We start from the raw sequence: 25916 nt of genomic DNA, 5'->3' as shown, positions 1-25916 counted from the left end.
ATTAGCGTTAGTTAATCGACTTTTACAGTCAAATAGTAACACTGCCGCTTTAATGGAACTTGTACACAAGGTAATAGGGAATGAATTGTCATTGTTCGAAAAGAAATTTTCAGAGAGCGTAAAAAGCTCTAATCGCCTGCTGGACCGTATCATGCGCCTTATCATAAAGCGTAAAGGCAAGCAAATGCGGCCAATGTTTGTTTTTCTCTCTGCTAAAATTGCCGGAGGGGTCAATGATGTTACTTTCAGGGCTGCCTCTCTTATAGAATTGCTGCATACAGCTACGCTTGTGCATGACGACGTAGTGGACAACTCCATGATGCGTAGAAATTTTTTCTCAATAAATGCGCTCTGGAAGAATAAAATAGCTGTGCTGGTGGGCGATTACCTGCTATCCAAGGGGTTGTTGTTGTCAATAGATAATGGGGATTATAAAATATTGCAGATCACATCGAGAGCGGTAAAAGAGATGAGCGAGGGTGAATTGCTGCAAATGGAGAAGGCGCGCAAACTGGATATAGATGAGAGCATCTATTTCGAGATCATCAGGGCTAAGACGGCTTCTCTACTGTCTTCCGCGTGTGCAGCGGGAGCGTTATCAGCCGAAGGGGATGAAGCGGTTGCTGAAAAATTCCGGCTTTTTGGAGAAAAGGTTGGTATTGCCTTCCAGATAAAGGATGATCTTTTTGACTACGGCCAGGACAATATCGGAAAGCCGACAGGGATTGACATAAAAGAGAAAAAGATGACATTACCACTTATATATGCGCTGCAACATGCCGATAGTGCTACGAAGAGGCGCATAATCTATACGGTTAAGAACAATAGTACAGACAGAGATAAGGTTAACGAGGTAATTGGTTATGTGCAAAGTTCTGGTGGGATAGCCTATGCAGCAGAAAAAATGATGGAATACAGGAAAGGGGCACTGGACATATTGCACAGCTACCCGCAAACCCCTGCCAGAGATGCTATGGAAGAATTAGTTAATTACGTGATAGACAGGAAATATTAGAAATGATCCGGGAATTTTTATTGAAATATAAAACAGGTTTTATTGTTGCAAATATGGTCTTGGCGCTGGTAACGCTGCAGGGTTGCTTTGGGCTACTGGTAAAGCCTAAGGAAGAGTCAAAATCAGTTTCAATTAATTTGAAATTTACAGTTGATTCGGGTTTTGTAGCTAAAAGTGAAGTATTACCGTTCTTAATTGCAAATGGACTTACCGATACGCTCAATGACTGGTGGAAGCATTGGAAGCCAGCGGACACGATGGGTAAATATTATAGAATGGATTCGGGGGGGAGGTATTTGCTCTGTGTATTGTCGGCAGATAACGACCAGACAGTGGCTACCAATAAACTGATAGAAATTGATAAGACCGGCAAAATGATTGCCACGCAGGATTTTTCGTGCGACTGGTGTGGTATAAATACCCGAACTCAGGCACTTAACAGGCGGGGTAACTATTTTATAACCTACTCATGCGGGCATGGATCTACTTTCTCTTCAAGCTGGTTCACGCTTTTTAAATCGATTGCCGACCGTGAGCGGCAGGGACAAATAATGGAGTCACAATATGAAGGTGCTCCATACTGCCAAAATATTTATTCTGCCTGGAAATTAGTGAATGACACCACCTGTGTTGTCAACTACACAATAGAGAACAGCCGCGTAACACAAAATGGGTGTGAGCCGGCTGATGTATTGAAGACTTCGGTAGCGTATCGAATAAAAAACGGAATATGGGGTGCTGCAGACAGCAGTAAAATAAAGCAGATGCGTATTGCACAATAGGCAAACACTCTTGCTTATTCTCCAACGGTATAATACACACAGGTAGTCACAAAATCGCGAAAATAAGGGATCCATGTTATGGGTTTCCACTGTACGCGCGGCTTCAGGCCGAACTTATACTTGTAAATGGGATTAATAAAATAGTCGCGCTGACTGAGGATCTTCAGGCCGCTTTTCTTTACTATACGTTCAAAACGCTCAATGGTGATCTGCGTTTCTTTTACTTCTATTAATTCCTTTATAGATAGCGGATGCTCGCCGGCAAGTTTCAGCAAGCCTTTGTATAGGAATGTGGGCAGGATATGATAATACGGCATCATAGCGGCCAGCTTATTAGTACATACCTGCTGGTGGCCACCAAATGGCATATACCACGGCGGAAAGCCAAAGAATATCTGCCCACCGGGCTTTAAGAAGTTTTTAAGGTAGGGTATAAATTTTTCCTGCTCAGGAACGTGTTCAATTACATCTTTGAGCATTATTACATCAAAGAATCCTTTGAATTTCGACAGGAAACTGTCTTCATATATATTCTGACAGATCAGTTCCACTTTGCCACTCGCTACTCTGTCTGTCAGGAATTCTTTTGCATCTTCTATACGCTCACCATTTAGGTCTACACCCACGCAGTAAGCCCCTTTGTCAAGAAAAGCCACAAGATTGCCGCCCTCACCGGTGCCTATTTCCAGCACATTTATTCCATTACCTATTGCCTTCGTTTGTTCAATGAAAGGAAGAACATAGTTAAGAGAGTTTTCTACCTGCTGATCAAAACGTACCTGTACGTCTAAATGCTGTTTGAGCGCCAATTGTTGTGATTTTATCTTTTTAAGAGCGGTAAATTTACTTTTTTATTTCTATCTGCGTATTGCCCAGTATAAATAATTGACGGCGAATGCTCTCGTGGTGTATCTTTTCGTACAAATCAACAATGAAATCCTTGTCAAGGCCGTTTACACTGCAACGTGCAGTAGTGCTGTCTACTATTTCGCGCCAGCGTGATGGCTGGTAGGCGGTCATGTTGGCTTGCTTTTTTACCTCTCCCACCTTTTCGCTCAGTTCCATACGGCGGGTGATCAGGTCTATGATCTCGGCGTCTACAGCATCCATCAACTGGCGCAGATGCTCCAATTGCACTTGTGTCCCCATATCGTTGGTAAACTCAGCACGAACGACCAGTTTTTCCAGAATGTCTTTTAACTGCGACGGTGTTATCTGCTGGCGGGCGTCTGTCCAGGCTTCATCGGGAGTAGGATGGGTTTCGATCATTAATCCATCGAAGTGCATGTCGAGCGCTTTCTGCGATACCTCGGCTATACGGTTGCGCTTGCCGCTTATGTGGCTTGGGTCGCAGATGATAGATAACTCCGGCCTGCGTCTTTTCAATTCAATGGGTATAGGCCAGTTGGGTTGATTGCGGTAGCCAACAGCAGAGCTGTAGCCGGAGAAGCCCCGGTGTATGGCCGCAACGTCGGTCAATCCTGCTGCAAGAAAACGCTCAATTGCACCTTCCCACAATTCAATATCAGGGTTCACAGGATTCTTCACCATTACGGGTACTCCGGTTCCTTTCAACGCATCGGCAAGGTGCTGCACATGAAATGGATTGACAGTAGTGCGGGCACCCACCCATATCGCGTCAGCCTCATATTTCAATGCCAGCTCTATATGCTCGGGCTCTGCAACCTCTATAGTATATTTTAAATTATACAGTTTTTTTGCCTCCTGCAGCCACTGCAATGCCTGCTCGCCATTGCCCTCAAAAGACCCCGGTTTGGTGCGGGGTTTCCACACACCAGCCCTGAACATATCAATGTTGATCGGTACAAGCGCAGCTGCAGTTGCCAATACCTGTTCACGGGTTTCTGCACTACACGGGCCTGCTATAATAAAGGGCTTTCCTGTTTTAAAAAAAGACATAATGCAAATGTAGGAGGGTTATAGTAATTAGGGTTAATAGGGATAGTGAATTATACAATATTAACTTAATGGCAAGAAGTAAGAATTATATAAATTTGAAGAAATGGAACAAATACGAAATATAATTTATTATCATATTGCTAAAGGGAACAATCTATATTCACACCTTTGGAGAGTAGGCAATGAATTAGAATTTAGTCCCGGTACAACGAATTACTATTATAAATCTCTCATTGATTGTTTAAATGGTTTGCAAAAAGACTGTAACGAAAAACTAGCGATACTTAAAGCATTGTCTGATGATGAAAAATTAGAGAGAAATTTCAGTAGAGATTTGGCACCAATTAATATTGAGGACCATTATCTGTTTAGCAATATCAGTGATTGTCTTCTAAGCGTAAGTAAAAAGGCAATTTTTTTTAACGATAAGTATACGCAAGTACTAAAAGAGACTATTTTAGAAAAAGAGAGGATTACAAATTATCCACTATACCCTTCTAGAAAGTCGGCATTATGGGTATGTGCAAAAGACGATCTAGCGGAATGGGATGAGTCTTTTTGTGGCAGTGCGAGAGATGTATATAAGGTTGAGCTAACAGGTACTATATTTCATACTGATGGTGGATTAATTGATAGTGTTAATTTCATCGCACCAATGACATTTGACAATCTCGCACAAAAATATTGGGCAGCGACTGAGAATTTTCAAAGGGAAGAATGTCTATTCGAGGGTAAAGTTAAGATTCTTGCTAAGTACGAGTCTGTAAATGAATTATTGAATTCTGATAAGTGATTAAAAATGAACATACCAATAGGCCATAACGTAATAATGCCTTACCTGATGCTGACCGATGCGATGGCATTTGCAGCATTTATGAACAAGGTATTTGATGCGGAAAAGACATTCTCTAAACAAAGGGAGGATAGTGAAGCAGTCATGCACTCTGAGCTGCAGGTGAATGGTGCTACTATAATGTTTTGCGATGCCACAGAGCAATGGCAGCCACAAACAGCCAATATGTTTATCTATGTGCCTGATGCAGACGCCACTTATGCAAAGGCACTAGAAGCAGGCGCTACCAGCGTAATGCCGCCTACAGACCAGAACTATGGCCGCGCCTGTGGTGTTACTGATCCGTTTGGCAATACTTGGTGGATAACGTCAATACAGTAACTATGCATCATTATGCGGGAATACAAGAAAGTGTTTTTCGCATACAAGCCGACTTTTGTCGTAATATTCAGGGCCGAGGTCGGTGAGCGGGTTGTTGTCGATAGGGTCTGTCTTCCATTCCCATTCTTCATCTAACTCCGTTACGTCTTTATTGAACCAATAAAAGAGCATAAGCCCCTCTGCCGCCAGCTCAGTATTAGCTTGTGCTATGGCTGCCATCATTGAGGTATTTATTGGCGCATTTATGTTGTAAATTTCAGTATCATCTTCGTCCATCCATGCCCTGTATGTTTCAGAGAAATCGAGGAACCACGTATCGACGTCTATGTACTTACGCAGCACTTCCATTGTCCGCGTCCTGTCGGAAGGGGTAAAGCCTTGGTATGGTTTGCATTTGACGATAAGGCTGGTGGGGTTACCCATCCAGATAAGATAGTAGAGTCGGTAGTTGTTCAATTCGTTGGGCATATACGCATAAGTTTATGCTACAGTAATAGGTAGCAAGGTGAGCGGTGCAGTTTTCTACAGGAATAAATATTCTGATGATTTGGGTGGGAAAAATCAATAACCATCATCTCCTCTCCAGTTGCCACCCCAGCGCGGATCGTGGGTTTCATTGCAGCTGGCAAAGCGGATGTCCGTAGATAGTCTCATACGTTCGTCATTACAGTCAAGCGTAGCATGAACAATGAACGGAGTATGCAGCACAATGTCGCCTGCTTTAAAGTCGGCATATAGCCAGGGTTTACCTGTTGTATCTGCAATAGCTTTAAGGTCAGCTGTTATCGGGCGTTCATCCTTCTCTGGTTTTTTAAACCTGTTCAGCTGATGGCGCAGTTCATCCTGGTCCACATCATTAGAATCTTTAAGATACACTATGCCGCCACCTTCTAGCGGTACATCACCCAGCGGTATCCATATGGATACTATCTTCTTTGTGCCTTTGTTCAGGTAGGTAAAATCGGCATGCGCGCAAGATGCTACCCCTGTATTATTATAAAAGTGGCGAATAGGTCTTCTTTGCAACAATGTTACCTCTTCATTCATTAAAGAAGTAGCCAGATCCAATAATTTTTTGCTTCGGGTAAATTGTTCAAAAGCATCAGAAGTAACAAACAATGATGCGGGATGTCCCGCTAAACCATGCCTGTAAGGAGAAAACTGGAAGGATCCTGAAAACAAGCCCTGGCGCGGAGATGTGCCTTTTTTTAGAATGATCGGGTCGAATAGTTTAAAATATTCTTCTCTTACATCCAGTACATCTGCCGGGTCTAAAAAGCCCGGAAGATATAAGTAACCATCGTTATTCAGCCTGCGGGTCATATCTGCCACGTCCGATGCATCACCCGCCTCCGCCTGCTCAAAGTATTGAGGCGTAAACGGAATGGGCATGCCATTGGAGAACAAATATGGGGGGCGCTCTGAATTTGTATTGGTTTTCATCAGGTAAACACTTGCTAATTATCAATATTACCTAAAATTACGGCATTATCAAAGTATTACCATGACAAAATCAATAGCGTAAATGAGCGCAAGCCTTTAATTTTAGCATTCTGAATAGCCATAAGCGGTATCGGAAATCTAATAAAAACCAAAAAAAATGATAGCAGCAAAAGGATATGCCGCACAGGCACCTACAACAGATATTGCACCTTTCAGTTTTGAAAGGAGAGAATTAACGCCCAATGATGTGCAGATAGAGATACTTTACTGCGGCGTATGTCACTCAGACCTGCATGTGGCCCGCAATGAATGGCAGCACACCACTTATCCTGTTGTGCCGGGCCATGAAATAGTAGGTAAGGTAACAGCAGTGGGTAGTGCAGTAACCAAATTTAAGGAAGGAGATCTTGCAGGTGTTGGTTGCCTGGTAGACTCATGCAGAGAATGTGTGAATTGCAAAAAAGGATTGGAACAATTTTGTAAGAATGGCTCTACAGGTACTTACAACAGTAAGGATAAGCACACAGGTGGAATGACCTATGGTGGCTATTCTAACCGTGTAGTAGTTGATGAGAGTTTCACATTGCGTATATCTGATAAGTTGCCTCTTGAAGCAGTAGCGCCATTGTTGTGTGCAGGTATTACCACCTACTCGCCGCTCCGCCACTGGAAGGTTGGTAAGGGCCATAAAGTAGGTGTGGTAGGCCTTGGTGGTCTTGGTCACATGGCGGTGAAGCTGGCCGCATCATTTGGTGCAGAGGTAACGTTGCTGAGCACATCTGCAGGTAAAGAGCAGGATGCATACAGGCTGGGTGCAACTAAGTTTGCATTGACAAAAGACCCTGAACAATTAAAAGGCTTGGCCAGCTACTTTGATTTTATCATTGATAGCGTGTCTGCTGAACATGATTATAACACATACTTAAGCATGCTGAATGTGGACGGTGTGATGATATGTGTGGGTGCACCTCCTACACCATCTCAGATAATGGCATTCAGCCTTATTGGCGGCCGTAGAAGCCTTGCTGGCTCATTGATAGGCGGCTTGCCTGAAACGCAGGAGATGCTGGACTATTGTGCAGAGCACAACATAGTATCTGATGTAGAAGTAATAAGAATGGATTACATCAATGAAGCTTACGAACGTATGCTGAAGGGTGATGTGAAATACAGGTTTGTAATAGATATGGCGACTTTATAAAAGTAAAAACTTAAAAGTAAAAAGTGGTGCTTAATTATAGCGTTCTGGCAGACTGCTCGGAAGGATGATTGAGTATCACTTTTTGCTTTTACTTATGACTACATGCTTCTTCCTCGCAATGGGTTTTGCTCGATTCCATTTCTATTGTGGCGTGTTGAATGTTGAAATGCTGCAGTTCATGTTTGATCCGGTGAACAAGCTGTATTTTCTCATCGAATGACAATGTCTCATCGGGGATAAGGTGCGCTGTAAGCGCGTTCTCAGTAGTACTCATTGCCCATATGTGCATATGGTGTATGCTCTGCACGCCACTCATCTGCACTATAGCTTGTTCTATTTCCTGTTTTTTAATATCGGCAGGAACTGCATCGAGTGTAAGTCGCAGGCTACCCATAAGTAACGACCAGGTGCTGATAAGTATGACCAATAATATACCCAGGCTTGTGGCACCATCGAGCCAATACCAATGGGTGTATTGCATAATGATACCGGCTACAACCACACCAAGCGAAACCAGCGCATCTGCCATCAGGTGTAGGTAAGCGCCACGGGTGTTCATCTCTTTGTCTTTATGCTTGAAGAATAGAAATGCCGATCCGAAATTGACCACAATGCCGATTCCCGCTACAATGGCCATAGTGCCACCTTCTACAGGGTGGGGGCGCATTAGTTGCCTTACAGATTCATAACTGAGTAGCCCAACAGATACCAGCAGGATCACCGCATTGGTTAGTGCTGCCAGTATAGTGCTTTTCTTATAGCCATAAGTAAATGAGTCTGACGGCTTCATCTTTGCCAGTCTGAAAGCCAGTAACGATAGAATAAGGCTGGCTACATCACCGAGATTATGACCGGCATCAGACAGCAATGCCATAGAATGATTGGCAAACCCCATCGCCGCCTCTACGATCACATAAGCACTGTTAAGCACAATGCCCACAATAAAGGCAGTACTGGCCGAATCGGCAGCGCTTACCTTGTGGTGGTGATGCCCCTCGTGACTATGATCGTGGTTGTGGTGATGCATCTACTCTTCTCATTGTATATGCAAGTTACGTAGAAATAAAGACTGACTTACTTCTGAGCGAAAAGGTCTTCTAACGATGCCTTGTTGAAGTGTATATCCATATCTCCATCTACATCATGATAGGCTGCACTCACTATGATACTTCTTATGGCGCTGGTCATAATAGCAATAAGGCCCATGCCGCATACAAATATGCCAATACCTAGCCCTTCGTTAATTAGCTCAGAGACAGCAATTGCCGAGATACCTATTGCCATGAATGACAATAAGACCAATCCACTGAAGCTGAAATTTGCTACAACGGCTTCCCCCCATTTTTCTTTCATAAGCTCTATTGACCTCTTGGTAGCTTCTATCGGGGTGAGTTTTTCATAGGCGATAACGGGTATAACAAAAAATGTTGCTGCGCTCCACACAAAGCCTAGTAAGCCTACAATTATTTTCCCAATCGTTCCCAGGTTATCTTGGATGGCTTTTAATAATGTGCCTATTGTAGCGGAGAAAACAGCCCACATGAATATCAATCCCACCCTGCTTATGCTGAAAGAAAGGCCTTTGTATACAGAAAGCTCCTCGCCTTTAAAGTACAGTGTAGTACAATGTATCAATGCCATATTAAAAAATACGATGATGAAGTAGGCTACAAGGTAGAACAGGAATAAGATCGGGTACATTTTGTTGTCTGTTGCTATACTGTCGAACCCGCTTGTAAAGAATACTCCCGCAAAGAATGAACCTACAACTGCCAGTAGGGTAATGCCCGATAATATTGGGAAAATCATTAATTGCTTATTGGCATTCAGCACTCTGAGTGCATTCATAGCTATATTCCAGCCCTTTGACATTCTTGAGAACATAATAGGTAGTGTTTATTGTTTAGGTAGTAAATATAAATATATTCTTCAATGAATCAAAAAGTGTTGTTTTCTATTATTCCCTGCATTGTCGCATCTTTACAGCATGAAATGGGAGACGTTATATACAGACCGGAGAACAGGTGAGCGCGAAGTGAAGGGCAGAACATACGATCCGGTGCGTAATCCGTTCCAGAGAGATTATGACCGAATTATCTTTTCATCTGCATTCAGAAGGTTGCAGAATAAGACACAGGTATTTCCATTGCCCGGTTCAGTATTTGTTCATAACAGACTTACGCATAGCCTTGAGGTGACTTCTGTGGGCCGCTCACTGGGTAAGGCAATAGGGGAGCGCATCGCAGCAAAATACCCGGGCAATAGTACCGAATTCAGAGAGTTCTATCGTCATGAACTGGCCTCGGTCATTGCATCAGCATGTTTAAGCCACGACATAGGCAACCCGCCATTCGGTCACTCCGGCGAAGACGCGATCCGTACTTTTTTTGAAGGTATGGAAGGCGATATGCGCACGATGATCACCGATTCATTAACCGAGAATCAGTTGATGGATTTCAGGAAGTTTGAAGGTAATTCTAATGCACTTCGTGTGCTCACGCACAATTATAATGAGCCTGAGCCCGGCGGCTACAGGCTTAGCTTTCCAACATTAGCATCTATAGTAAAATATCCGTGCGCTTCGCTTGAAGGGTTTAATAAACATATTGGGTTGATAGCTACTAAGAAATCCGGCTTTTTTGATTCTGAGATACCAACATATGTTCAGATAGCTGAAACGCTGGAGATACCTCGTATCGAGGGACATAACCTGGTCTTCGCGCGCCACCCATATGTATATATTACAGAGGCGGCCGATGATATCTGCTACAGAGTTATTGATCTTGAAGATGCACACAGGTTGCACATAGTAACGCTGCAGACCTTTATAGATCTGTTCCTGCCTTTCTTTGATGAAGAGGGCGAGGGCTTCGGTTCTCAGGCCTACGTGTTAAGGAAGATAGCCAACATCAATGACGATAACCAGAAAGTACAATACATACGCGCCAGTTGGATCAACCTGATGATACAGAAAATGGCTGATGTGTTTATGGAGCATGAGAAAGAGTTACTTGCCGGTACTTTGCAGCAAGACCTGCTCAATTGCCTGCCTGAACGTGAGTCGAAACTGATAGATGCGATCAATAATTTTTCTGTAAAGTACATCTATAATTACCGCTCTGTAGTAGAGATAGAAATAGCGGGTTATAACATTATTGGCGGGCTGCTGAAAGAGTTTGTCCACGCAATATTATATCCTAAGCAAAGCCGTTCCGGTAAGCTCATCAGGCTGGTGTCGCCACAGTTCCCGTTAACACTCGATCCTACCAGACGATACGAAGACATACAGAGTCTTGTAGACTTTATTGGCGGCATGACCGACCTCTATGCAATAGACCTTTATCGAAAAATTACCGGTATCACCATACCCGAAATAAAATAAGCATGCACCCCAGGAATCTAAGAATTGAAGATTATACTTACGACTTGCCCGATGCACGTATTGCTCAATATCCATTGCAGCAGCGCGATGCCTCAAAGCTCTTGATCTATACAAATGGACAGATAGCGGAAGATACCTATTCCCATTTGGCCGACCATATACCTGTCAACACTTTGATGGTCTTCAACCAAACAAAAGTGGTACATGCCCGCCTGCCATTTGCCAAGCCAACCGGCGGCGCTATAGAGATCTTCTGCCTGGAACCACATAGCAGTCATAGCGACATACAAACGGCTATGCTGCAAAAAGGCCAGGTGTGGTGGAATTGCCTGGTGGGTAGTGCTAAAAAATGGAAAGATAGCATCACGTTGACGTTACCATGTCCCGAAGCCGGCTTCACGCTTTCAGCTACCATGGTCAATAAAAGTGAGTCGTACTATACCATACAATTAGACTGGGACAACCCGGATATGACATTTGCCGAAGTATTGCATCATGCAGGTAAGGTGCCATTGCCGCCGTATCTAAATCGACTGGCCGATGTAAAAGATGAGGAAAGATACCAGACCATATTTGCGAAAGATGAGGGAAGTGTAGCCGCACCTACAGCAGGGCTTCATTTTACAGATGCTGTAATGAATGAACTTGCGGCAAAGGATGTAGATAAAGCATTTGTTACGCTACACGTCGGTGCTGGTACATTTAAGCCGGTGAAGAGCGAGACCATGCAGGAGCATGATATGCATGCTGAGTGGATAGAGGTAAATGCAAGCACTATTCAGCAATTACTGCAGCATGGTGATAATAAGATAGTGGCCGTTGGTACTACCTCCTTGCGTACCCTTGAAAGCCTTTACTGGATAGGGTGTAAGCTGTTTAAAGGTATGGCAGTTGACATGGAAGGTATTGCCATTAACCAATGGGATGCGTATGAGATAACTGATCCATGTCCTAAAGAAGAAGCGCTAAATGCTTTATTAAATCACATGGCTGTCAATGGCACCAATAAGATAGTAACCCGCACCCGCATACTCATTGCACCAGGTTATACATTCAGAATAATAGATGGCCTGGTAACTAATTTTCATCAGCCTCAAAGCACGCTTCTTTTACTGGTATCTGCACTTATAGGCGAGAACTGGCGTAAGGTCTACGGCTATGCAATGGCTCATGATTTTCGATTCCTTAGCTATGGAGATGGTAGCTTATTGTGGAAACAGAAGTAGTAATGAGCATACCCTTTCTTACTTTCGGTTAAATGAGCTCTAACAACATCTTCGCGCTCTCAAAAAGATACTCCACGTTCTTTGCGTGAACCGTCATAACCCAAATGGCAACATGACTAGAACGGATATCCGATCGCAATATTTAGTATCAGGTTTTCTCTGCGCCACTGGCTATTGCTAAATGCGATCTTGTCAAATACCCATCTATCATTCTCCGGCAACCATGCTTTGCGAATTGGCATACCCAGATCAAGGCGGAGCACCAGTATCTTAAAGTCGAAACGCAGACCGGCACCAACGTTAGCATTAAACTCTTTATAGAAATTGTTGGTGAATTTTCCGCCCGGGTAGGTGGCGTTTTCCCTGTATAGCCATACGTTACCGGCATCCATAAACAAGGCTCCGTTCAGGAATTTGTAAAGGGTCTGCCTTACCTCTAAGTTTGCTTCCAGTTTTATATCGCCGAGCGTTTGTATGTAGCTGGTATTATCAGTACGGTTAGTGGCGTTAAAGGTTCCCGGTCCTGCCAGTCGCGATGCAAATCCTCTAAGATCACTATTGCCACCCGCCCAGAACTGCTTGATATTGGGCAGCTGGCTGGAGTTGCCGTATGGCACACCCAGACCGGCCATCAGTCGGGTTGCAAAATTCGTAGTCCCTGATGCGCGGAAGTAATACCTGAAATCGGGCACCAACTTTATATACTGTGCATACGTTTGTCCGAAGAGCTTTTTAGGGTTGCTGGCATAGTCTGCATTTTCCGCTATACCGAGTATGTTGCCTGAGAGGTCTATCAATCCGTCAAAATAGATGGCATGTTTCTTTTGTGTACCTACCTGCGAGTTATAGGTAAATTCATAGGTAGGGCCAACAATGATACCATCAAATATCAGGTTGCCATAAAGCAATCGCCCTACATTTTCTCTGTTCAGGCTATCTGTTTTTACATAAGTAAAGTTGATAGGAAAGAACTGGTGCTCTTTTCTTGGTCCTTCTTTCCAGTTGTAGCCGTAGGATGCGGTATAAGAGTTGATGCGCAGCAACTCCGATTGAAATTCGTAACGATACTTCAGCTTTATCAGTGTATGTGGCAGGTATTGGCTTTGTGTCTGTATGCTGCCGATAGGCACAACAAAGCGGGGGAAAGAAAGGTTGACCTCCGAGCCAAAGCTGTATATATTCGGACGTTTCTGTGCTCCACTATACTGTGCTTCAAAGCCGCCGTTGATCTTAAAGAGTAGTTCCTCCGCTCCTCTGAAGGTATTGCGGTTTTTCCAGCTTACCGTACCTCTTGTGCCTGCCCGGTTATCATTTTGTGTCAATCCACCTATTTCAAAACGAAGTGATTTTTTGGGATAGGGTGTAAGGTAATAGTATACATCTAGCAGCGAATCACCAATAGGGTCAAACCTGTTCTTCACAAACTTGAAAGTACCCATATTCACCAGTCGGCTTAGTGATTTATTCTGATCATCCATGCTATACAGATCACCTTTTTCAAAGATCATTGCCTGCGAAAATATCTCGGGCTTGAATTTCTTTTTCTGGTCAATTACATAGTAATCATCCACCTGTACCCGGTTGGCTACATTAGTATCTTGCTTGTTTCCCTGCAGGCGGTAATTGGCATAGATGTATATATCGTTGATGGTGTACTTTGCATATACTTCCGGCGGTATTTCTCTGTGTTTTAATTGTACCCTTGCATGTATCTTGTTCTCGCCAATTCCGGTATCCGCCACGATCAGTAAATAGTCGGGGCTAAAATAGAAATATCCCTTTTCTTTTAGCATGCGGTCTATGCGTATGCGTTCCGCTTTGATCAAAGTAAGATTATAGGGTACTCCGGGTTTTAATAAAGATTCAGAAAAGTTCGCCGCTATGTCCTTTGCTATCTCCGACGAATCTTGTCTGAAGGTAACGCTGTCAATAAAATATTGGTTGCCTGCCGACAGGTCGATAATAAGAGTAGATTTTTTCTTTTTATTTACCACGAGGTCCGATTTTACCTTAGCAGTGAAATAACCTCTGTTTTCCATATAGTTTTCTACCAGTGCATTATTGGCTGCAGTTCTTACACTACTGCCCATAATTGGTGGTTCGCCTACTTTTGTGCGCATCCAGTTGCGCAGACCTTTCTTCTTTTTCGGCTCACCTGCAAGGTTATAAATACTAAGTTTCAATCTTATTCCGAACGATTTTTTGTTGGGGCGCGGTCTTACCTGTTCCTGCAGATCTTTTACCAGAAGCTTGCGCTCGCTCTTTTTGCCCGAAAAGTCTTTTATATGCACCTTGCTGCCAATGAACAGGCTCTCACCTTCGGCCAGATGTCGGCTGTTGCTGCATGACGATATCAGCACGCAGCATATAATGGTGGACAATAGGATATATATTCGTCGCAATGGCATGGTGTCTTAATTAATTCGTGTAGTATCAGCGGCTGTTCTCGCCTTCTTTTTCTTAAATACGGTTTTAAATTTGTTGTAGTCAAGACTTACAATAAAGTTTACACCGGTTTCCGTCACAAAGCCCTGTATCACACCCTGGTCATATGCCCGGCGATACCCACGTACTGTGTAGCGACCATCTGCTGATAATAGATAGTCTGCGGCCAGGTTGGTAGGCACATAGCTGGTTTGCTGATTATTTGTTTGTGGACCTTCCAGTTCAAAGTTGTTGCCTACAGTAAGTTTTAGTCTGTCGTCCAGTAATCGCTTCGATGCGGCTACATTAAGATCTGTACGTTGGCGCAGGTCTCCTGTAGTATAATCTTCAGACGTGGCAAGGTCCACCGAAAGGTCCACACCCTTCACTAGCTTGCCGGCAGCCTGGTTCAGCTGTTCTCCTATAAATGTGCTCACACTTTGCAGTGCCGTAAATGTTGCGCTTGATGATGCGTTTGATTTGAATGGGTCGTCTGATACAAATCGGTTCAAAATCAGCACTGCAAATACCTGTTTGTTAAGTTCAGATGTGTCTGTGCGCAACTGGGTTAATTTGCCTTGTATCAATTCTATCTTATCAGATGACAATGGATATACCTTATTGTCCGGTAGCGCAACATTGAAGCTTATGCCGGGTCTTAATACCTGTCCCTTTAGATAGAGCTCTATGTCGAATGGTATGCGTTGCTTGTAGTAGTTGAGCGATGCTTCATCCACCTGCCTTTGCACCAGGTCATACGGGGGTACTACAGCTTCATATACAGCGGTTATGTCCATGTTAGTACCATTTACAGGGTCTCCTGCAAAGATGATGGTACTGCCGTCTTTGATCTTAAATTTACGCTTGATGAAGTTGTAACTGAACTGGTAATTACCGTCATGCAGGGCATAGTTGCCGGTAAGGGCAATGGTGCCATTACGTGCTACAGATGCATTCAGTGAAGCGTCACCACGTACACTCAGGAAGTCTCCGTTGGCCTGGTCAATGATCAGGCTGAACTGAGCATTCTTATCTACCAGCACATTCACATTTATGTCAGATCCTTTGGCTAGCTTGCGTTTTGCAGTTGTGTCTTTTTTCTTGGGTATCAATAGATTTTCCCTTCCGTTGTCTCTGCCATTTACAAATTTCACTATACCCTTCCTGCTTTCTATTTCAGGATTCTTTTCCGGGGTAACAATGGTAAGGTTGGTGCCCTTCAGTATATTCAGACTGCCATCCACAGTTGGTGCCGATGGAGTACCGCTAATATCGAGGTTGGTTGTAATTACAAGGTCTCCGTAAAATACCTTATTGTCTTTTGCGGAAGAGTGAACAGCCCGCCAGTTCTTCGCGTTGATGTGCAGGTCCATTTCCGGGTTGGTCAGTTCATGCATGTTCACGGTGCCATCTATAGTTGCTTTATTGTCAGGGCTGTCCAGTATGTTGAACTTATTGAAGGTGATGACATCTCCACCAAATTTGATTGTTTCTGCCGGAAACTTAAAATTGGAATTTAGTGTAGATATGGTAGTCCTTAGATTATCGGTCTTTATTTGCCCGTTCACTTTAGGGTACACTGTCGTTCCGGTAAGCTTCAGTTCGCCTCTCACAAAACCGGTGCTGTTGCGCACATTACCCATAGCCAGCCCTTCAAAACTCTTTGCCGATAGCGCCTTCATATCAACGGTCATGTCAAAATCATTACCGTCTTTTTTCTCCAGATAGTAAGCGCCGTTTATTGCTATATCATTCTCATGTCCGTTAAGGGTCACCTTGGCATCCAGCACATTTTTGGCTTTATTATTAACAAGAGCCTTAAGGTTCCCCAATGTGTCACCCATTACAGAGAGGTCAAATATTGCCAGGTCGCCCGTTATTTCCTGTCCGCCTGCCTGTGTCTTTTGCATAGTTACCGCTGCGCCAAGTACGCCGTTGGCAAGCACAGTATCGCCTGCGTTAGCTATGCCGGTTATGTTAGAGAGTAAGAAGTTGGTGATGTCTATTTTCAGCACTGCGTCTGCCGACGGTGTTTCGCTATTAGCCTTGATATATTGTCCGGCACTGCTTACCTCAAAGTTCTGTATATAATATCCTCCGGTCGTCAACACTATCCTATTCTCAGGTTTTACTTCCCATGTCTTATAGTTCAGCTTCATGCCTTGCTTTAATGATATTACTTGCAGGTTGCCCTCCTTTGCCATTCCCGCTGCCAGTGCAAATCGTTCCTTCTTTAGTGAATCTGCCACAGTAAAATTAGCTGTTATCATGTTCTGCTCTACGTTGCCGTGCAGGTCCGCGTAATACAATCCCAGTCTTCCGCTCGATATCTTGTCAACCGTTACTTTATAGATGAATGCGGAGTCTGTTCCATATACCGTTACTAAACCATTATTGATGGTATTGCTTCCGTACACCAGTCTTGGTATCTCCACTTTCATTTGTAAGCTACTTTCATTCAGATCGCCATCTATTCTTATTGAATCAAATTCGGTTAACCCCGGAATGATGCTATGCAACATTGGTTTGTCTACCAGGCTTGCCGTTAGTTTCAGGTTATATTCAGCAGGTAGTGTTGTAGTGTCTTTAGGTGGCGTGTTGATTGCCGTGTTAGTAGTTGAGTTGAACAGAATTATGGCCGATGTATCTGCTACCGGTGGTGTGTATTTCTGACTTATTCTGTTGCTTATTATTGAGCCAACCTTTGATAATGGTGTCTTCCCCGTGATCTTTGCACTCAATACATCAAAGTATGCGGTTATATCCTGTCCCTTCGTGGCGTCAGGAGCAGAGATCACATACATGCTATCCAGGTAGTATCTTTTGCCATCTGCATTGATGATCGGTTTGGTCCATGTAAATGTGCCTACCGGGTAGTCGGGATTCAATACAGGGAAATCTGCGTGTATGGTGCCTCTTGCCCTTAGTTCTGTCTTGTACAGTTTCAAAGCCTGCAGGTCTATACTGTCAAGTTGTATGTCTGCCTTTATAGCAATATCTTTTTTGCTGAAATCTCCCGAGCCCTTCATGTGTAGGCGCAGGTTTTTATCTGCAGAAGATAGGGTTAGGTTGCCTTTCGACTGGTTTACGTTGCCATTGAACACAATGTCGTGGTACATGTAGTTTTTAGCGTATGCACTACCTATAGCACCATGCACGGCAGTGTTCATTGTCTTTACATCAAACCCTGTTCCTTTCGCGGTAATTGCGGCGGAGACTTCACCCAGTAGTGTATCTTTTTTAAGGATGCGGCCAATGTTTAGCTTATTGGTCTGCACCAACATGTCGTATCGCTCTTTCCCTTTGCCGGCAGACATAGCCAGCGTTCCCTTTACATAAGCCGTACCATCGGTACTCACTATCATTACATCGGTGGTATAGTCTTTTATTGTGCCCGATACATTACCCGTGAGCCCAAATCTGTCAGGTACTCTCACAGATTCCAATGCCGAAGCAGGTACAAAATCCTCCACTTCCTTTCGCGATGACTGCAACTTGGTTATATGGAAGTTATAGCGAAGGTTTTTTGATTCAGGCAGCCCTGTCATTTTGCCGTTTAACTCTATCTCAGTGTTGTTCATGCTCAGCACATATAGTCGTGCTATGTTCATATTATTGAGCGGGCCATTTATGCGTGCATCCAGCCTTACCTGGGCTTTGGGATATTTTTTGAAAATGTCTTGTTCTATCAGCTGTGGCGCAAATACTAGAATGTCCTCAAAACCTACAATACTCTTGCTGAGGTCTACATTCAAGTGCATATTACCCAGGTCGTTCTTCAGTGCTTTCAATGAGGCATAGTGTACTTCCAGGTGATCTTTAATTACAGTATGTGGAGTAAGCAGGTAAAGGTCTTTAAGTGTAGCGCCTTGTTGGTTGTAATTAAATGCGGTCTTTAGCTCCTGTACATCTACGCCACTTTGTTCCTTCACCGCAAGATGCTTTATGTTGCCCGATATGCTGTCTGAAGTGTATCTGAGGTTGTTCAGGTTTAGTGCTAGTCCCTTAATGTTTAGGTGACTGTAGTCAATGCCCTTTTTTACTTTTGGCATATTCTCATTGTCCATCTTAAATGCCAGTCCGCCCAGGTCTACATTGCCGGCTTTTACAAGCCATCCCTTAATTGAATCTTGTTTTGCTATGGTATCTACAATGCCCGGTGCATCGCTGTGTTTACCAAACAATAGGGTAGCAGCCGTGTTGTTGATAGCGAGTTTATTGATGTCAATGCTGTTGTCGCCCAGGTCAAATTTCTTCAGCTCCAGTTGCAGGTCGCCAAGATTAAGTGCGAACAATAGCTTATTCAGGTCGTCGTTGTAGTTGAAGTTGATGCGCTCCAGGTGCACGTTATCTGCTATAAGCTGCAATTTTGCTTTCTTATTGCTTTTTGGCGATGGTGGCAGGTAAGAGGTATCTTGAGTAAACGATGTTTGCAGGCCCGATACTTCCAGATCTTTTATATGAAAGAGCATGGCATCAATGTCCAGCTTCTTCATTTGCAAGGCAAGATGCTCAAGATTCACCGCCAGAATAGTACCGCCAGTATAGTCATCATAGCGGGCGTGTATGTCATCGATCTTTACTTTGTCTATACTTATCGCAAATGATGATGTGGTGTCTTTCTCCCTTGTCTCTTCTTTAGGCTTTGCTTCTTTGGGCTTTCCGGCAAATGCATCTATGATGTAGGTAAAATTGAAGTTGGTGTCGGGTTGATTACGGTATATATGCGTATGAACACCATTAAGTACTAGTAGTTGCACATCCAGCTTCTTGTGCAGCAACTGTAGCATGGCCAGGTCTATCTTCAATGTATGTACAGATAGTAAGGTATCTTTTGCCCGATCACGTAGAAATACGTCATTGAGTACAATGAATTTCGGCAGCCCATATCCCAGGTGGCCTATGCGTACTTCTGTTTTTAGTTTCTTTTGTAAAAATGCCTCTGCTTTACCTCTTACAAAGTTCTGTCCCCATGGTGTATTCAGCGCAGCTATAGCCAGAAGCAATACAAGTAGTATGCTCCCGACTATATAAAGGCTGATTTTTAATACTTTACGCATCTGTGTAGTTATTCGGGTATAAAATCCATGCCAACTACGAATAACGTAAAAGTACGCAGTTAAAACTACCTCTTCAATTACTTTATCTCAATAGGTATTCTGGATGCTTGATGCACGAATGTCTGGAATTCAATAAATGCTTCATTATACTTACTAGTGTATTTAAAACAAGCCTGAGCTATCTATTTATCTTCAAAATATTTGGAAATAAGTATTTTTTTTTCTTAGTTTTATGAGGAAGAACACTTAGTAGCGTTATGTCCGGAATATGTGGTATTTTGCCGTGCATTATTAGCAGGAGCTATGGGTAAAATGATCTGTGTGTTAGCAAAGTGGTAATGCTGTAATGTATATTGGGTAAGGGTTTCGTTGGTTTAAAAGATAAAATGAATAAGTAGTAGAGTATGGATATGTTAATGGAAAATTAAGTGGAAGGAACATGTGCTGAATGCGATGCAATTGCATTTCGATTTATCACATACAAAAAAAAGATTCCCGAAATAAAAATTATTCCTTTCTCGTTATCCTAAAAAGTATAATTTTGCAACAAAAATTTAAAAACACTATTATGTCTGAAATTGCAAATCGCGTTAAGAAAATCATCGTAGACAAACTGGGTGTAGATGAGTCTGAAGTAACTCCGGAAGCTAGTTTTACTAACGACCTCGGAGCAGATTCTCTGGATACAGTAGAATTGATCATGGAATTCGAAAAAGAATTCAACATATCGATCCCCGATGAGCAGGCTGAGACCATTACTACAGTAGGTCAGGCAGTTGCCTATCTTGAAGAACACGTAAAGTAATTTTCACCATTCCAAGCAAAGAACTGAAAACGTCAAAATGAATTTACCGTATAAACGAGTAGTGATTACGGGCCTCGGCGCCCTTACCCCATTAGGCAATACTATACCAACTTTTTGGGACGGTCTGATCAATGGAGTTGCGGGCGCCGATTTCATAAAACAATTCGACGTCACTAAGTTCAAGACCAAATTTGCATGTGAACTGAAGGGTTTTAACCCCGAAGATTATTTTGAGCGCAAGGAAGCCCGCAAGCTCGATCGTTTCTCTCAGCTGGCACTCGTTGCTGCTGATGAGGCTGTGAAGCATTCGGGTCTACTTGATAGCGATGTGGACAAAGACAGGGTCGGTGTTATCTGGGGATCTGGAATTGGTGGTATGATCACTTTCATTGAGGAAATGAAAAACTTTAATTCAGGTGATGGTACTCCCCGTTTCAACCCCTTCTTCATCCCCAAGCTTATTCTGGATATTGCCCCTGGGCATATATCTATGAAGTACGGTTTCCGTGGCCCCAATTTCGCTACGGTAAGTGCCTGCGCTTCTTCTACCAATGCCATCATCGATGCACTTAACTATATACGCATGGGCAAGGCCGATGCTATTATATGTGGTGGATCTGAGGCGGTGGTGACAGAAGCCGGTATCGGTGGGTTCAATGCTATGAAAGCCCTTTCAGAGCGCAATGATGATCCTAAAACAGCCAGCAGGCCATTCGATCTCGATCGCGATGGTTTTGTATTGGGTGAAGGCTCGGGCGCACTGGTAATGGAAGAGTACGAGCATGCTAAAAGAAGAGGTGCAAACATCATCATAGAGGTAGCCGGTGGCGGCCTTAGTGCAGATGCTTACCATCTTACAGCTCCTCACCCCGAAGGCCTCGGTGCTTACAATGTAATGAGATCAGCCCTTGCGGATGCGGGTATGGTACCTGAAGATATTGATTACATCAATGTGCATGGTACTTCTACACCATTGGGCGATATCAGCGAGATCGCAGCTATACAGCGTGTTTTCGGTGAGCACGCTTACAACCTCAATATCAGCTCTACCAAGTCTATGACAGGTCACCTGTTGGGCGCGGCCGGGGCAATAGAGGCTATTGCAAGTATTCTTGCTGCCACTAATGATATTATCCCTCCTACTATTAATCACTTTACGGACGATCCTTCTTTCGATCCCCGTTTGAATTTCACTTTCCATAAAGCACAAAAGAAAACAGTAAGAGCTGCGCTGAGCAACACTTTCGGTTTTGGTGGCCATAATGCATCTGTGATCTTCAAAAAATATTCAGAATAATTGTGGGAAGGTTTTCCCGTATCCTCAATATTTTTTCTTCCGACAAGGAGCTTCTCGCTCAATTAGAGCAGGTGCTTGGCTTTACGCCAAAGCGCGTAGCATTCTATAAACTTGCCCTCATGCATCGTTCCCGCCCCGAAGAGGCTACCGATAGCAATGAAAGGCTTGAGTTTCTGGGTGATGCCTTCCTGGGTGCTATCATAGCGGAATACCTGTTCAAAAAATACCCTTACGAAGACGAAGGCTATCTCACCGAGTTACGCTCTAAGATAGTCCGTCGGGAAACCATGAACAATGTGGCGCTGCGCATGGGGCTCAATAAGTTGGTCGTTTACAATACCAACGATCGCAGCCTTAGTCGTAGTCACATTTTCGGTAACGCACTTGAGGCACTTATTGGCGCAGTTTACTTAGATCGCGGGCTGGAAGTCACTCGCAAATTCATCATCAACCAACTTGTTCGTCCTTATGTCGATCTCGACACTATGGAAAGTACAGATACTAATTTCAAGAACCAACTACTTAGTTGGGCGCAGAAAAACAACCACACATTGAGCTTCGACACGCTCGATGAAAAGATTGAGAACACCCGTAAACTCTTCACTGTAGGCATTACCGTTAATGGCGAAATGATTGCCAGTGGCACCGGCTACAATAAGAAAGACGCCGGCCAGGTTGCCGCTAAAAATGCCCTTGAGAAATTAGGCCCGATAGGGGAAAGATAACACCGGCGCTAAGTCAAAAGTGAAAACCCCAAAGTGCAAAAGTTATATCCTTCGGGAATCATATTGTAATTCAATTTGTCATTGTACAATTAACTCAACGTTAGTACAAAACTTGTATTGGTATCTGTAATACTTTTTGGTTCTCACTTTTCACTTAGTTTTATTCCAGCACAAACTTCTTCTTCGTCTCCTGGTTTCTTACGTCTATCATTTTTATAAAATAGACACCTCTTGGCCACATGCTTACATCAAGGTCATAGATGCCGTTTATAGCACCTTTCCATGACACTCTGCCGGCCGCGTTATAGACTACCGCATCAACAGAACCTTTGTCGCCTGTAACAATAGTTACCGTGTTGTGAGCGGGTACGGGAAACAGCAATATATCGCCATATATACCCGGATTGCTGATCACAGAAAAGTCCGATCCGTTGATGTTAAAGAATACATTGCCCGCACCTTTCACCTTTATACGTGCCTTGTTAGATGTATTGGCAGGGTTGGGCAAGGTAATGATTGCTGATCCGGTATTAGGGAATCGGCCAAGGTTATACGTCCATGTATAGCCACCGTCTAGCGACAGATAAATATCTACTTCATTAGCACTTATTGGGGCATCAGTGGTATTAGCTACATCCCAGGTTACGGTCTGCACACTGGTACCTATAAACTTCAGATTGGGGGTGCTTTGGCTGGTTACAGTAAATCCTCTGCCCGTGTTGATCACATCAAGGTGTATACTATCATCAGGAAACAGGAAGCAACCCAGTCCATTTAATATGCTGCGTGTGGTCAGTCGGAATGTAAGGAAACGTGCTACTGTAGGCAGTTTTTCACCCTCCGCGTTATTTATCCCCGCATTGCTTTTTTGCCCTTCAAGTACCATTTCTATATGCGGGAAAATGCGCGTGCGGCTTGTGTCGGGCGCATAAGACCTGAACAGTGGACCCGCCACTTCAGTTGAATTCAGCGTCTTTCCAAAATCACCCAGGTTAAACTGTTCCCAGCAATAGGTAGTGAGTGTATCTGCTGCTGAGTCTATAGCTATTGGTGCCGTTAGCTCAAATGGCGTCTGGTAAGGAATATAATAAGACGTGTCGAATGTTGCCAATGCAGGTGGCTTGTTGCCAGAGTTTGTTTTATCAGCGCATACATCGGCTGTGGTGGTCACAAAGGTGTTGATCTGTAGCAGGCTTGCCGTGCTGAAGTAATCATCACTATGTAGTTGCACATTGTCTCCGCCGCATATGCCGGCATAGGCCATCAATGTAGATCCGCTTCCGGGCTCCACTGCTGTTTCCGGATTGGCATTCCCTGCGCAGCTGCCGCTCACGTTGTTATTAAATGTGTGATCTGCACCAAATTCATGCCCTATCTCATGCGCCACATAGTCTATGTCAAAGCCATCGCCGGTAGGCTGGCTGTTGCCGGTTACGCTTTGTGCTTTGTTAGCAACATTACATACGCAACCTATCTGCGAAAGGCCGCCTGCTCCGGTGCTAAACACATGCCCCAGATCATAGTTGGTTGTGCCTATCAGCGAGTCACAATATTTCTGGTTCAGCGTCATCAGTCCAAACGGATTGGAATCCAATGGCCCAAAGGGGTCTGTTGCTTCATTAATAAATAGCAGGGTGTCCTCTTTGTCTACCAGTTGCATAGTAATAGATAGCTCCCTTTCATATACCCCGTTTATGCGGTTCATCGAGGTTATTACCTTATTCAGCGTCTGAAGCTTGTTAGGAGTTTCTGTGCCCACTGCTGCCTGCGCATACTGATGGTCGCACGCTATCGCTATCCGATAAGTGCGCAGCTGATAGCCGTTTACAGTTCTGTAACTATATTTTCTTTCCTTTTGCAGCTCAGCCTTTATCGCCTGGCAACCCGTTTCTACCTCTTTGTGTTTTTCGTCCTTTTTGTATTTGGCTATGTAATTCGTGTTTGTACTAAAGTCACTTACAGGATCTACAAACCACGTGTTATTGCCATTATAGATCATGGCATGAAACCCCGATGGACCAAGATCTATTTTAGCCGTGATGGATGGGCGATCAACTGCCACACCATTGTACGTTTTCAGCTCAGGGTACTTACCTGCTAAGATAGCCGGTAGCAGATGTGTTTCCGTTGTTCTGAACGCCCTCATAGTGCCATCCGGCATAGGCAATTCAATTATGCTCGTTGCAGCAGAATTCAAAGTTGCTACCAAAGCCTCATTATCCAGTTGATATAGTTTGTACTGAGCGTTGTCCACAAGGTGAGCTCTGGTATTGGCTCCTTCGCGTGCAGCTACAGCATGCCACGTGCTCCCGGCGTATACCGGTAAAGAAAATAGGCTAAGTACTATAAATGAAAGTCTCTTCAACTGGTTCATCAGTTATCAATAGTTTATAAGTTCAAAAGGTCTGGTAATTACTCATCTATACCAGGACGCACTTTTTAGTTTCTTCTGTCAATCCCCCAGTACAATTTCTGGCGTATTGTATTCAGGAAGTTGTGTTCATCAGGTCGCACCAGCGATACGGTGAAATTTTCTTTCTTTACCGCCAGTTGCACATTGCTCTTGATGGTCTCTGTTCGGGCATCGAGTGTACACAAAAACTGCTCCGATCTGCCCTCTATCTCAAACGATATCACATTGTCGTCAGGCACCACTATTGGCCGTGTATTCAGGTTATGCGGTGCTACAGGTGTTATTACAAAGCTAGATGTCTGAGGGAATACCACCGGCCCTCCGCAACTTAGAGAATAACCAGTAGACCCCGTAGGCGTTGCTACTATAAGTCCATCTGCCCAATAAGTATTCAGAAACTCTCCGTTCAGGTAAGTATGCACCTTTATCATGGAAGAAGTGTCTTGCCTGTGCAGGGTAAACTCATTCAATGCATACGGCGATCCGTTAAATAATGGAATGTTAGAGTCAAGGTGTATCAATGTCCTTTTCTCCAGCGTATAAGAACCTCTTACCAGCGATATTATGGCACCTTCTACTTCTTCTTCAGGTATTGCCGCAAGGAAGCCTAGCCTGCCCAGGTTTATACCTATCAGTGGTATACCCGAACTACCTACAAAGCATATAGCATCAAGCATTGTACCATCGCCACCCAGGCTGAACAACATATCAGTATTGAGCGGCAGATCCAGTTTGCCCGTAAAAAATCTTACAGGGCTTGCCGGGGTATAGTGTGGTTGCAGTCTGTCATAAAATTCTTTATAAAAAACCAACTGCAACTTATGGTCTTCCAGCAGCTTAAGTATGTGGAGCAACACAGGAACATCCTGCGGATCGAATGTGCGGTTATATAGAGCTACTAGCATGTGTGGTATGGTATACTGCCGGTTTACCCGACAAAACGAATTGTAAATATAATCTTTTTAGCCCTAAATACTTTTACAGCTGGACATCCGGGTTTATTTTATTGTCAACAGCACATCTTATCTGTTCACTCATTCTCAGTAACT

Annotated in this window: 20 protein-coding genes; 10 read left to right on the top strand and 10 right to left on the bottom strand. The window is 43.8% G+C overall.

Annotated features, from left to right (window positions below):
* The first annotated feature begins 52 nt into the window (after positions 1-52).
* Entirely contained in the window at positions 53-1015 is a 963-nt protein-coding gene (locus CJD36_RS07520; RefSeq protein WP_105038515.1) for a polyprenyl synthetase family protein, read from the top strand.
* 2 nt (positions 1016-1017) lie between these two features.
* Positions 1018-1797 (top strand): hypothetical protein, encoded by a 780-nt coding sequence (locus CJD36_RS07515; RefSeq protein ID WP_105038514.1) that lies wholly within the window; start codon positions 1018-1020, stop codon positions 1795-1797.
* 14 nt (positions 1798-1811) lie between these two features.
* On the opposite strand, the gene CJD36_RS07510 is transcribed toward CJD36_RS07515, so the two are convergent.
* Both CJD36_RS07510 and CJD36_RS07505 read right to left on the bottom strand, forming a co-directional pair.
* Positions 1812-2606, bottom strand: a complete 795-nt coding sequence (locus CJD36_RS07510) for a class I SAM-dependent methyltransferase (protein WP_105038513.1) — start codon at positions 2604-2606, stop codon at positions 1812-1814.
* Positions 2607-2640: 34 nt separating this feature from the next.
* Positions 2641-3717: a bifunctional 3-deoxy-7-phosphoheptulonate synthase/chorismate mutase type II gene (locus CJD36_RS07505; RefSeq protein ID WP_105038512.1), complete on the bottom strand. Its 1077-nt coding sequence runs from the start codon at positions 3715-3717 to the stop codon at positions 2641-2643.
* A gap of 103 nt (positions 3718-3820) precedes the next feature.
* Here CJD36_RS07505 and CJD36_RS07500 point away from each other — a divergent pair, with 103 nt between their 5' ends.
* The gene (locus CJD36_RS07500; protein ID WP_105038511.1) at positions 3821-4510 is read left to right on the top strand and encodes a DUF2441 domain-containing protein; all 690 of its coding nucleotides are present in this window, start codon (positions 3821-3823) and stop codon (positions 4508-4510) included.
* Positions 4511-4516: 6 nt separating this feature from the next.
* Complete coding sequence (locus tag CJD36_RS07495; RefSeq protein WP_105038510.1) at positions 4517-4891, top strand: VOC family protein; 375 nt, start codon at positions 4517-4519, stop codon at positions 4889-4891.
* Here the strand turns inward: CJD36_RS07495 and CJD36_RS07490 are convergent, their stop codons facing one another.
* Positions 4892-5359 carry a hypothetical protein gene (locus tag CJD36_RS07490; RefSeq protein WP_133162543.1) on the bottom strand — a complete coding sequence of 156 codons (468 nt, stop codon included), beginning with the start codon at positions 5357-5359 and terminating at the stop codon, positions 4892-4894.
* 93 nt (positions 5360-5452) lie between these two features.
* A complete protein-coding gene (locus tag CJD36_RS07485; RefSeq protein ID WP_105038508.1) occupies positions 5453-6334 on the bottom strand; it encodes a phytanoyl-CoA dioxygenase family protein in 882 nt (293 codons plus the stop codon).
* Between the two features lie 157 nt (positions 6335-6491).
* Here CJD36_RS07485 and CJD36_RS07480 point away from each other — a divergent pair, with 157 nt between their 5' ends.
* Complete coding sequence (locus tag CJD36_RS07480) at positions 6492-7535, top strand: NAD(P)-dependent alcohol dehydrogenase (protein ID WP_105038507.1); 1044 nt, start codon at positions 6492-6494, stop codon at positions 7533-7535.
* An 88-nt stretch (positions 7536-7623) separates the two neighbouring features.
* On the opposite strand, the gene CJD36_RS07475 is transcribed toward CJD36_RS07480, so the two are convergent.
* Positions 7624-8562 carry a cation diffusion facilitator family transporter gene (locus tag CJD36_RS07475; protein ID WP_105038506.1) on the bottom strand — a complete coding sequence of 313 codons (939 nt, stop codon included), beginning with the start codon at positions 8560-8562 and terminating at the stop codon, positions 7624-7626.
* Positions 8563-8609: 47 nt separating this feature from the next.
* Positions 8610-9419, bottom strand: coding sequence for a DUF6159 family protein (locus CJD36_RS07470; protein WP_105038505.1), 810 nt, complete (start codon positions 9417-9419; stop codon positions 8610-8612).
* A gap of 103 nt (positions 9420-9522) precedes the next feature.
* Between CJD36_RS07470 and dgt the strand changes: the two genes are divergently transcribed.
* Entirely contained in the window at positions 9523-10917 is a 1395-nt protein-coding gene (gene dgt, locus CJD36_RS07465) for a dGTP triphosphohydrolase (protein WP_105038504.1), read from the top strand.
* A gap of 2 nt (positions 10918-10919) precedes the next feature.
* Complete coding sequence (locus CJD36_RS07460; RefSeq protein ID WP_105038503.1) at positions 10920-12143, top strand: S-adenosylmethionine:tRNA ribosyltransferase-isomerase; 1224 nt, start codon at positions 10920-10922, stop codon at positions 12141-12143.
* Between the two features lie 116 nt (positions 12144-12259).
* On the opposite strand, the gene tamL is transcribed toward CJD36_RS07460, so the two are convergent.
* Positions 12260-14524 carry a translocation and assembly module lipoprotein TamL gene (tamL, locus tag CJD36_RS07455; protein ID WP_161499245.1) on the bottom strand — a complete coding sequence of 755 codons (2265 nt, stop codon included), beginning with the start codon at positions 14522-14524 and terminating at the stop codon, positions 12260-12262.
* 33 nt (positions 14525-14557) lie between these two features.
* Positions 14558-19627, bottom strand: a complete 5070-nt coding sequence (locus tag CJD36_RS07450) for a translocation/assembly module TamB domain-containing protein (RefSeq protein ID WP_105038501.1) — start codon at positions 19625-19627, stop codon at positions 14558-14560.
* Positions 19628-20195: 568 nt separating this feature from the next.
* On the opposite strand from CJD36_RS07450, the gene CJD36_RS07445 reads away from it, so the two are divergent.
* The 3 genes from CJD36_RS07445 to rnc are packed head-to-tail and all read left to right on the top strand — an operon-like array spanning position 20196 to position 22454.
* The gene (locus CJD36_RS07445; protein WP_105038500.1) at positions 20196-20432 is read left to right on the top strand and encodes an acyl carrier protein; all 237 of its coding nucleotides are present in this window, start codon (positions 20196-20198) and stop codon (positions 20430-20432) included.
* 37 nt (positions 20433-20469) lie between these two features.
* Positions 20470-21729: a beta-ketoacyl-ACP synthase II gene (fabF, locus tag CJD36_RS07440; RefSeq protein WP_105038499.1), complete on the top strand. Its 1260-nt coding sequence runs from the start codon at positions 20470-20472 to the stop codon at positions 21727-21729.
* Positions 21730-21731: 2 nt separating this feature from the next.
* A complete protein-coding gene (rnc, locus tag CJD36_RS07435) occupies positions 21732-22454 on the top strand; it encodes a ribonuclease III (protein WP_240609320.1) in 723 nt (240 codons plus the stop codon).
* Between the two features lie 160 nt (positions 22455-22614).
* On the opposite strand, the gene CJD36_RS07430 is transcribed toward rnc, so the two are convergent.
* Complete coding sequence (locus CJD36_RS07430; protein ID WP_105038498.1) at positions 22615-24828, bottom strand: reprolysin-like metallopeptidase; 2214 nt, start codon at positions 24826-24828, stop codon at positions 22615-22617.
* 65 nt (positions 24829-24893) lie between these two features.
* On the bottom strand, positions 24894-25772 hold the full coding sequence (locus tag CJD36_RS07425) for an NAD kinase (RefSeq protein ID WP_105038497.1): 879 nt from the start codon (positions 25770-25772) through the stop codon (positions 24894-24896).
* Positions 25773-25916: the final 144 nt, after the last annotated feature.

It is taken from the genome of Flavipsychrobacter stenotrophus (genome assembly GCF_002954265.1).
GTDB classification, from domain to species: domain Bacteria; phylum Bacteroidota; class Bacteroidia; order Chitinophagales; family Chitinophagaceae; genus Flavipsychrobacter; species Flavipsychrobacter stenotrophus.
This window is presented reverse-complemented; position numbering and strand designations above follow the sequence as displayed.

Coding starts and splice junctions, on each gene's coding strand:
- CJD36_RS07520 (WP_105038515.1), top strand. CDS start 53: ATGGAACTTGTACACAAGGTAATAGGGAATGAATTGTCATTGTTCGAA.
- CJD36_RS07515 (WP_105038514.1), top strand. CDS start 1,018: ATGATCCGGGAATTTTTATTGAAATATAAAACAGGTTTTATTGTTGCA.
- CJD36_RS07505 (WP_105038512.1), bottom strand. CDS start 3,717: ATGTCTTTTTTTAAAACAGGAAAGCCCTTTATTATAGCAGGCCCGTGT.
- CJD36_RS07500 (WP_105038511.1), top strand. CDS start 3,821: ATGGAACAAATACGAAATATAATTTATTATCATATTGCTAAAGGGAAC.
- CJD36_RS07495 (WP_105038510.1), top strand. CDS start 4,517: ATGAACATACCAATAGGCCATAACGTAATAATGCCTTACCTGATGCTG.
- CJD36_RS07490 (WP_133162543.1), bottom strand. CDS start 5,359: ATGCCCAACGAATTGAACAACTACCGACTCTACTATCTTATCTGGATG.
- CJD36_RS07485 (WP_105038508.1), bottom strand. CDS start 6,334: ATGAAAACCAATACAAATTCAGAGCGCCCCCCATATTTGTTCTCCAAT.
- CJD36_RS07480 (WP_105038507.1), top strand. CDS start 6,492: ATGATAGCAGCAAAAGGATATGCCGCACAGGCACCTACAACAGATATT.
- CJD36_RS07475 (WP_105038506.1), bottom strand. CDS start 8,562: ATGCATCACCACAACCACGATCATAGTCACGAGGGGCATCACCACCAC.
- CJD36_RS07470 (WP_105038505.1), bottom strand. CDS start 9,419: ATGTTCTCAAGAATGTCAAAGGGCTGGAATATAGCTATGAATGCACTC.
- dgt (WP_105038504.1), top strand. CDS start 9,523: ATGAAATGGGAGACGTTATATACAGACCGGAGAACAGGTGAGCGCGAA.
- CJD36_RS07460 (WP_105038503.1), top strand. CDS start 10,920: ATGCACCCCAGGAATCTAAGAATTGAAGATTATACTTACGACTTGCCC.
- CJD36_RS07450 (WP_105038501.1), bottom strand. CDS start 19,627: ATGCGTAAAGTATTAAAAATCAGCCTTTATATAGTCGGGAGCATACTA.
- CJD36_RS07445 (WP_105038500.1), top strand. CDS start 20,196: ATGTCTGAAATTGCAAATCGCGTTAAGAAAATCATCGTAGACAAACTG.
- fabF (WP_105038499.1), top strand. CDS start 20,470: ATGAATTTACCGTATAAACGAGTAGTGATTACGGGCCTCGGCGCCCTT.
- CJD36_RS07430 (WP_105038498.1), bottom strand. CDS start 24,828: ATGAACCAGTTGAAGAGACTTTCATTTATAGTACTTAGCCTATTTTCT.
- CJD36_RS07425 (WP_105038497.1), bottom strand. CDS start 25,772: ATGCTAGTAGCTCTATATAACCGCACATTCGATCCGCAGGATGTTCCT.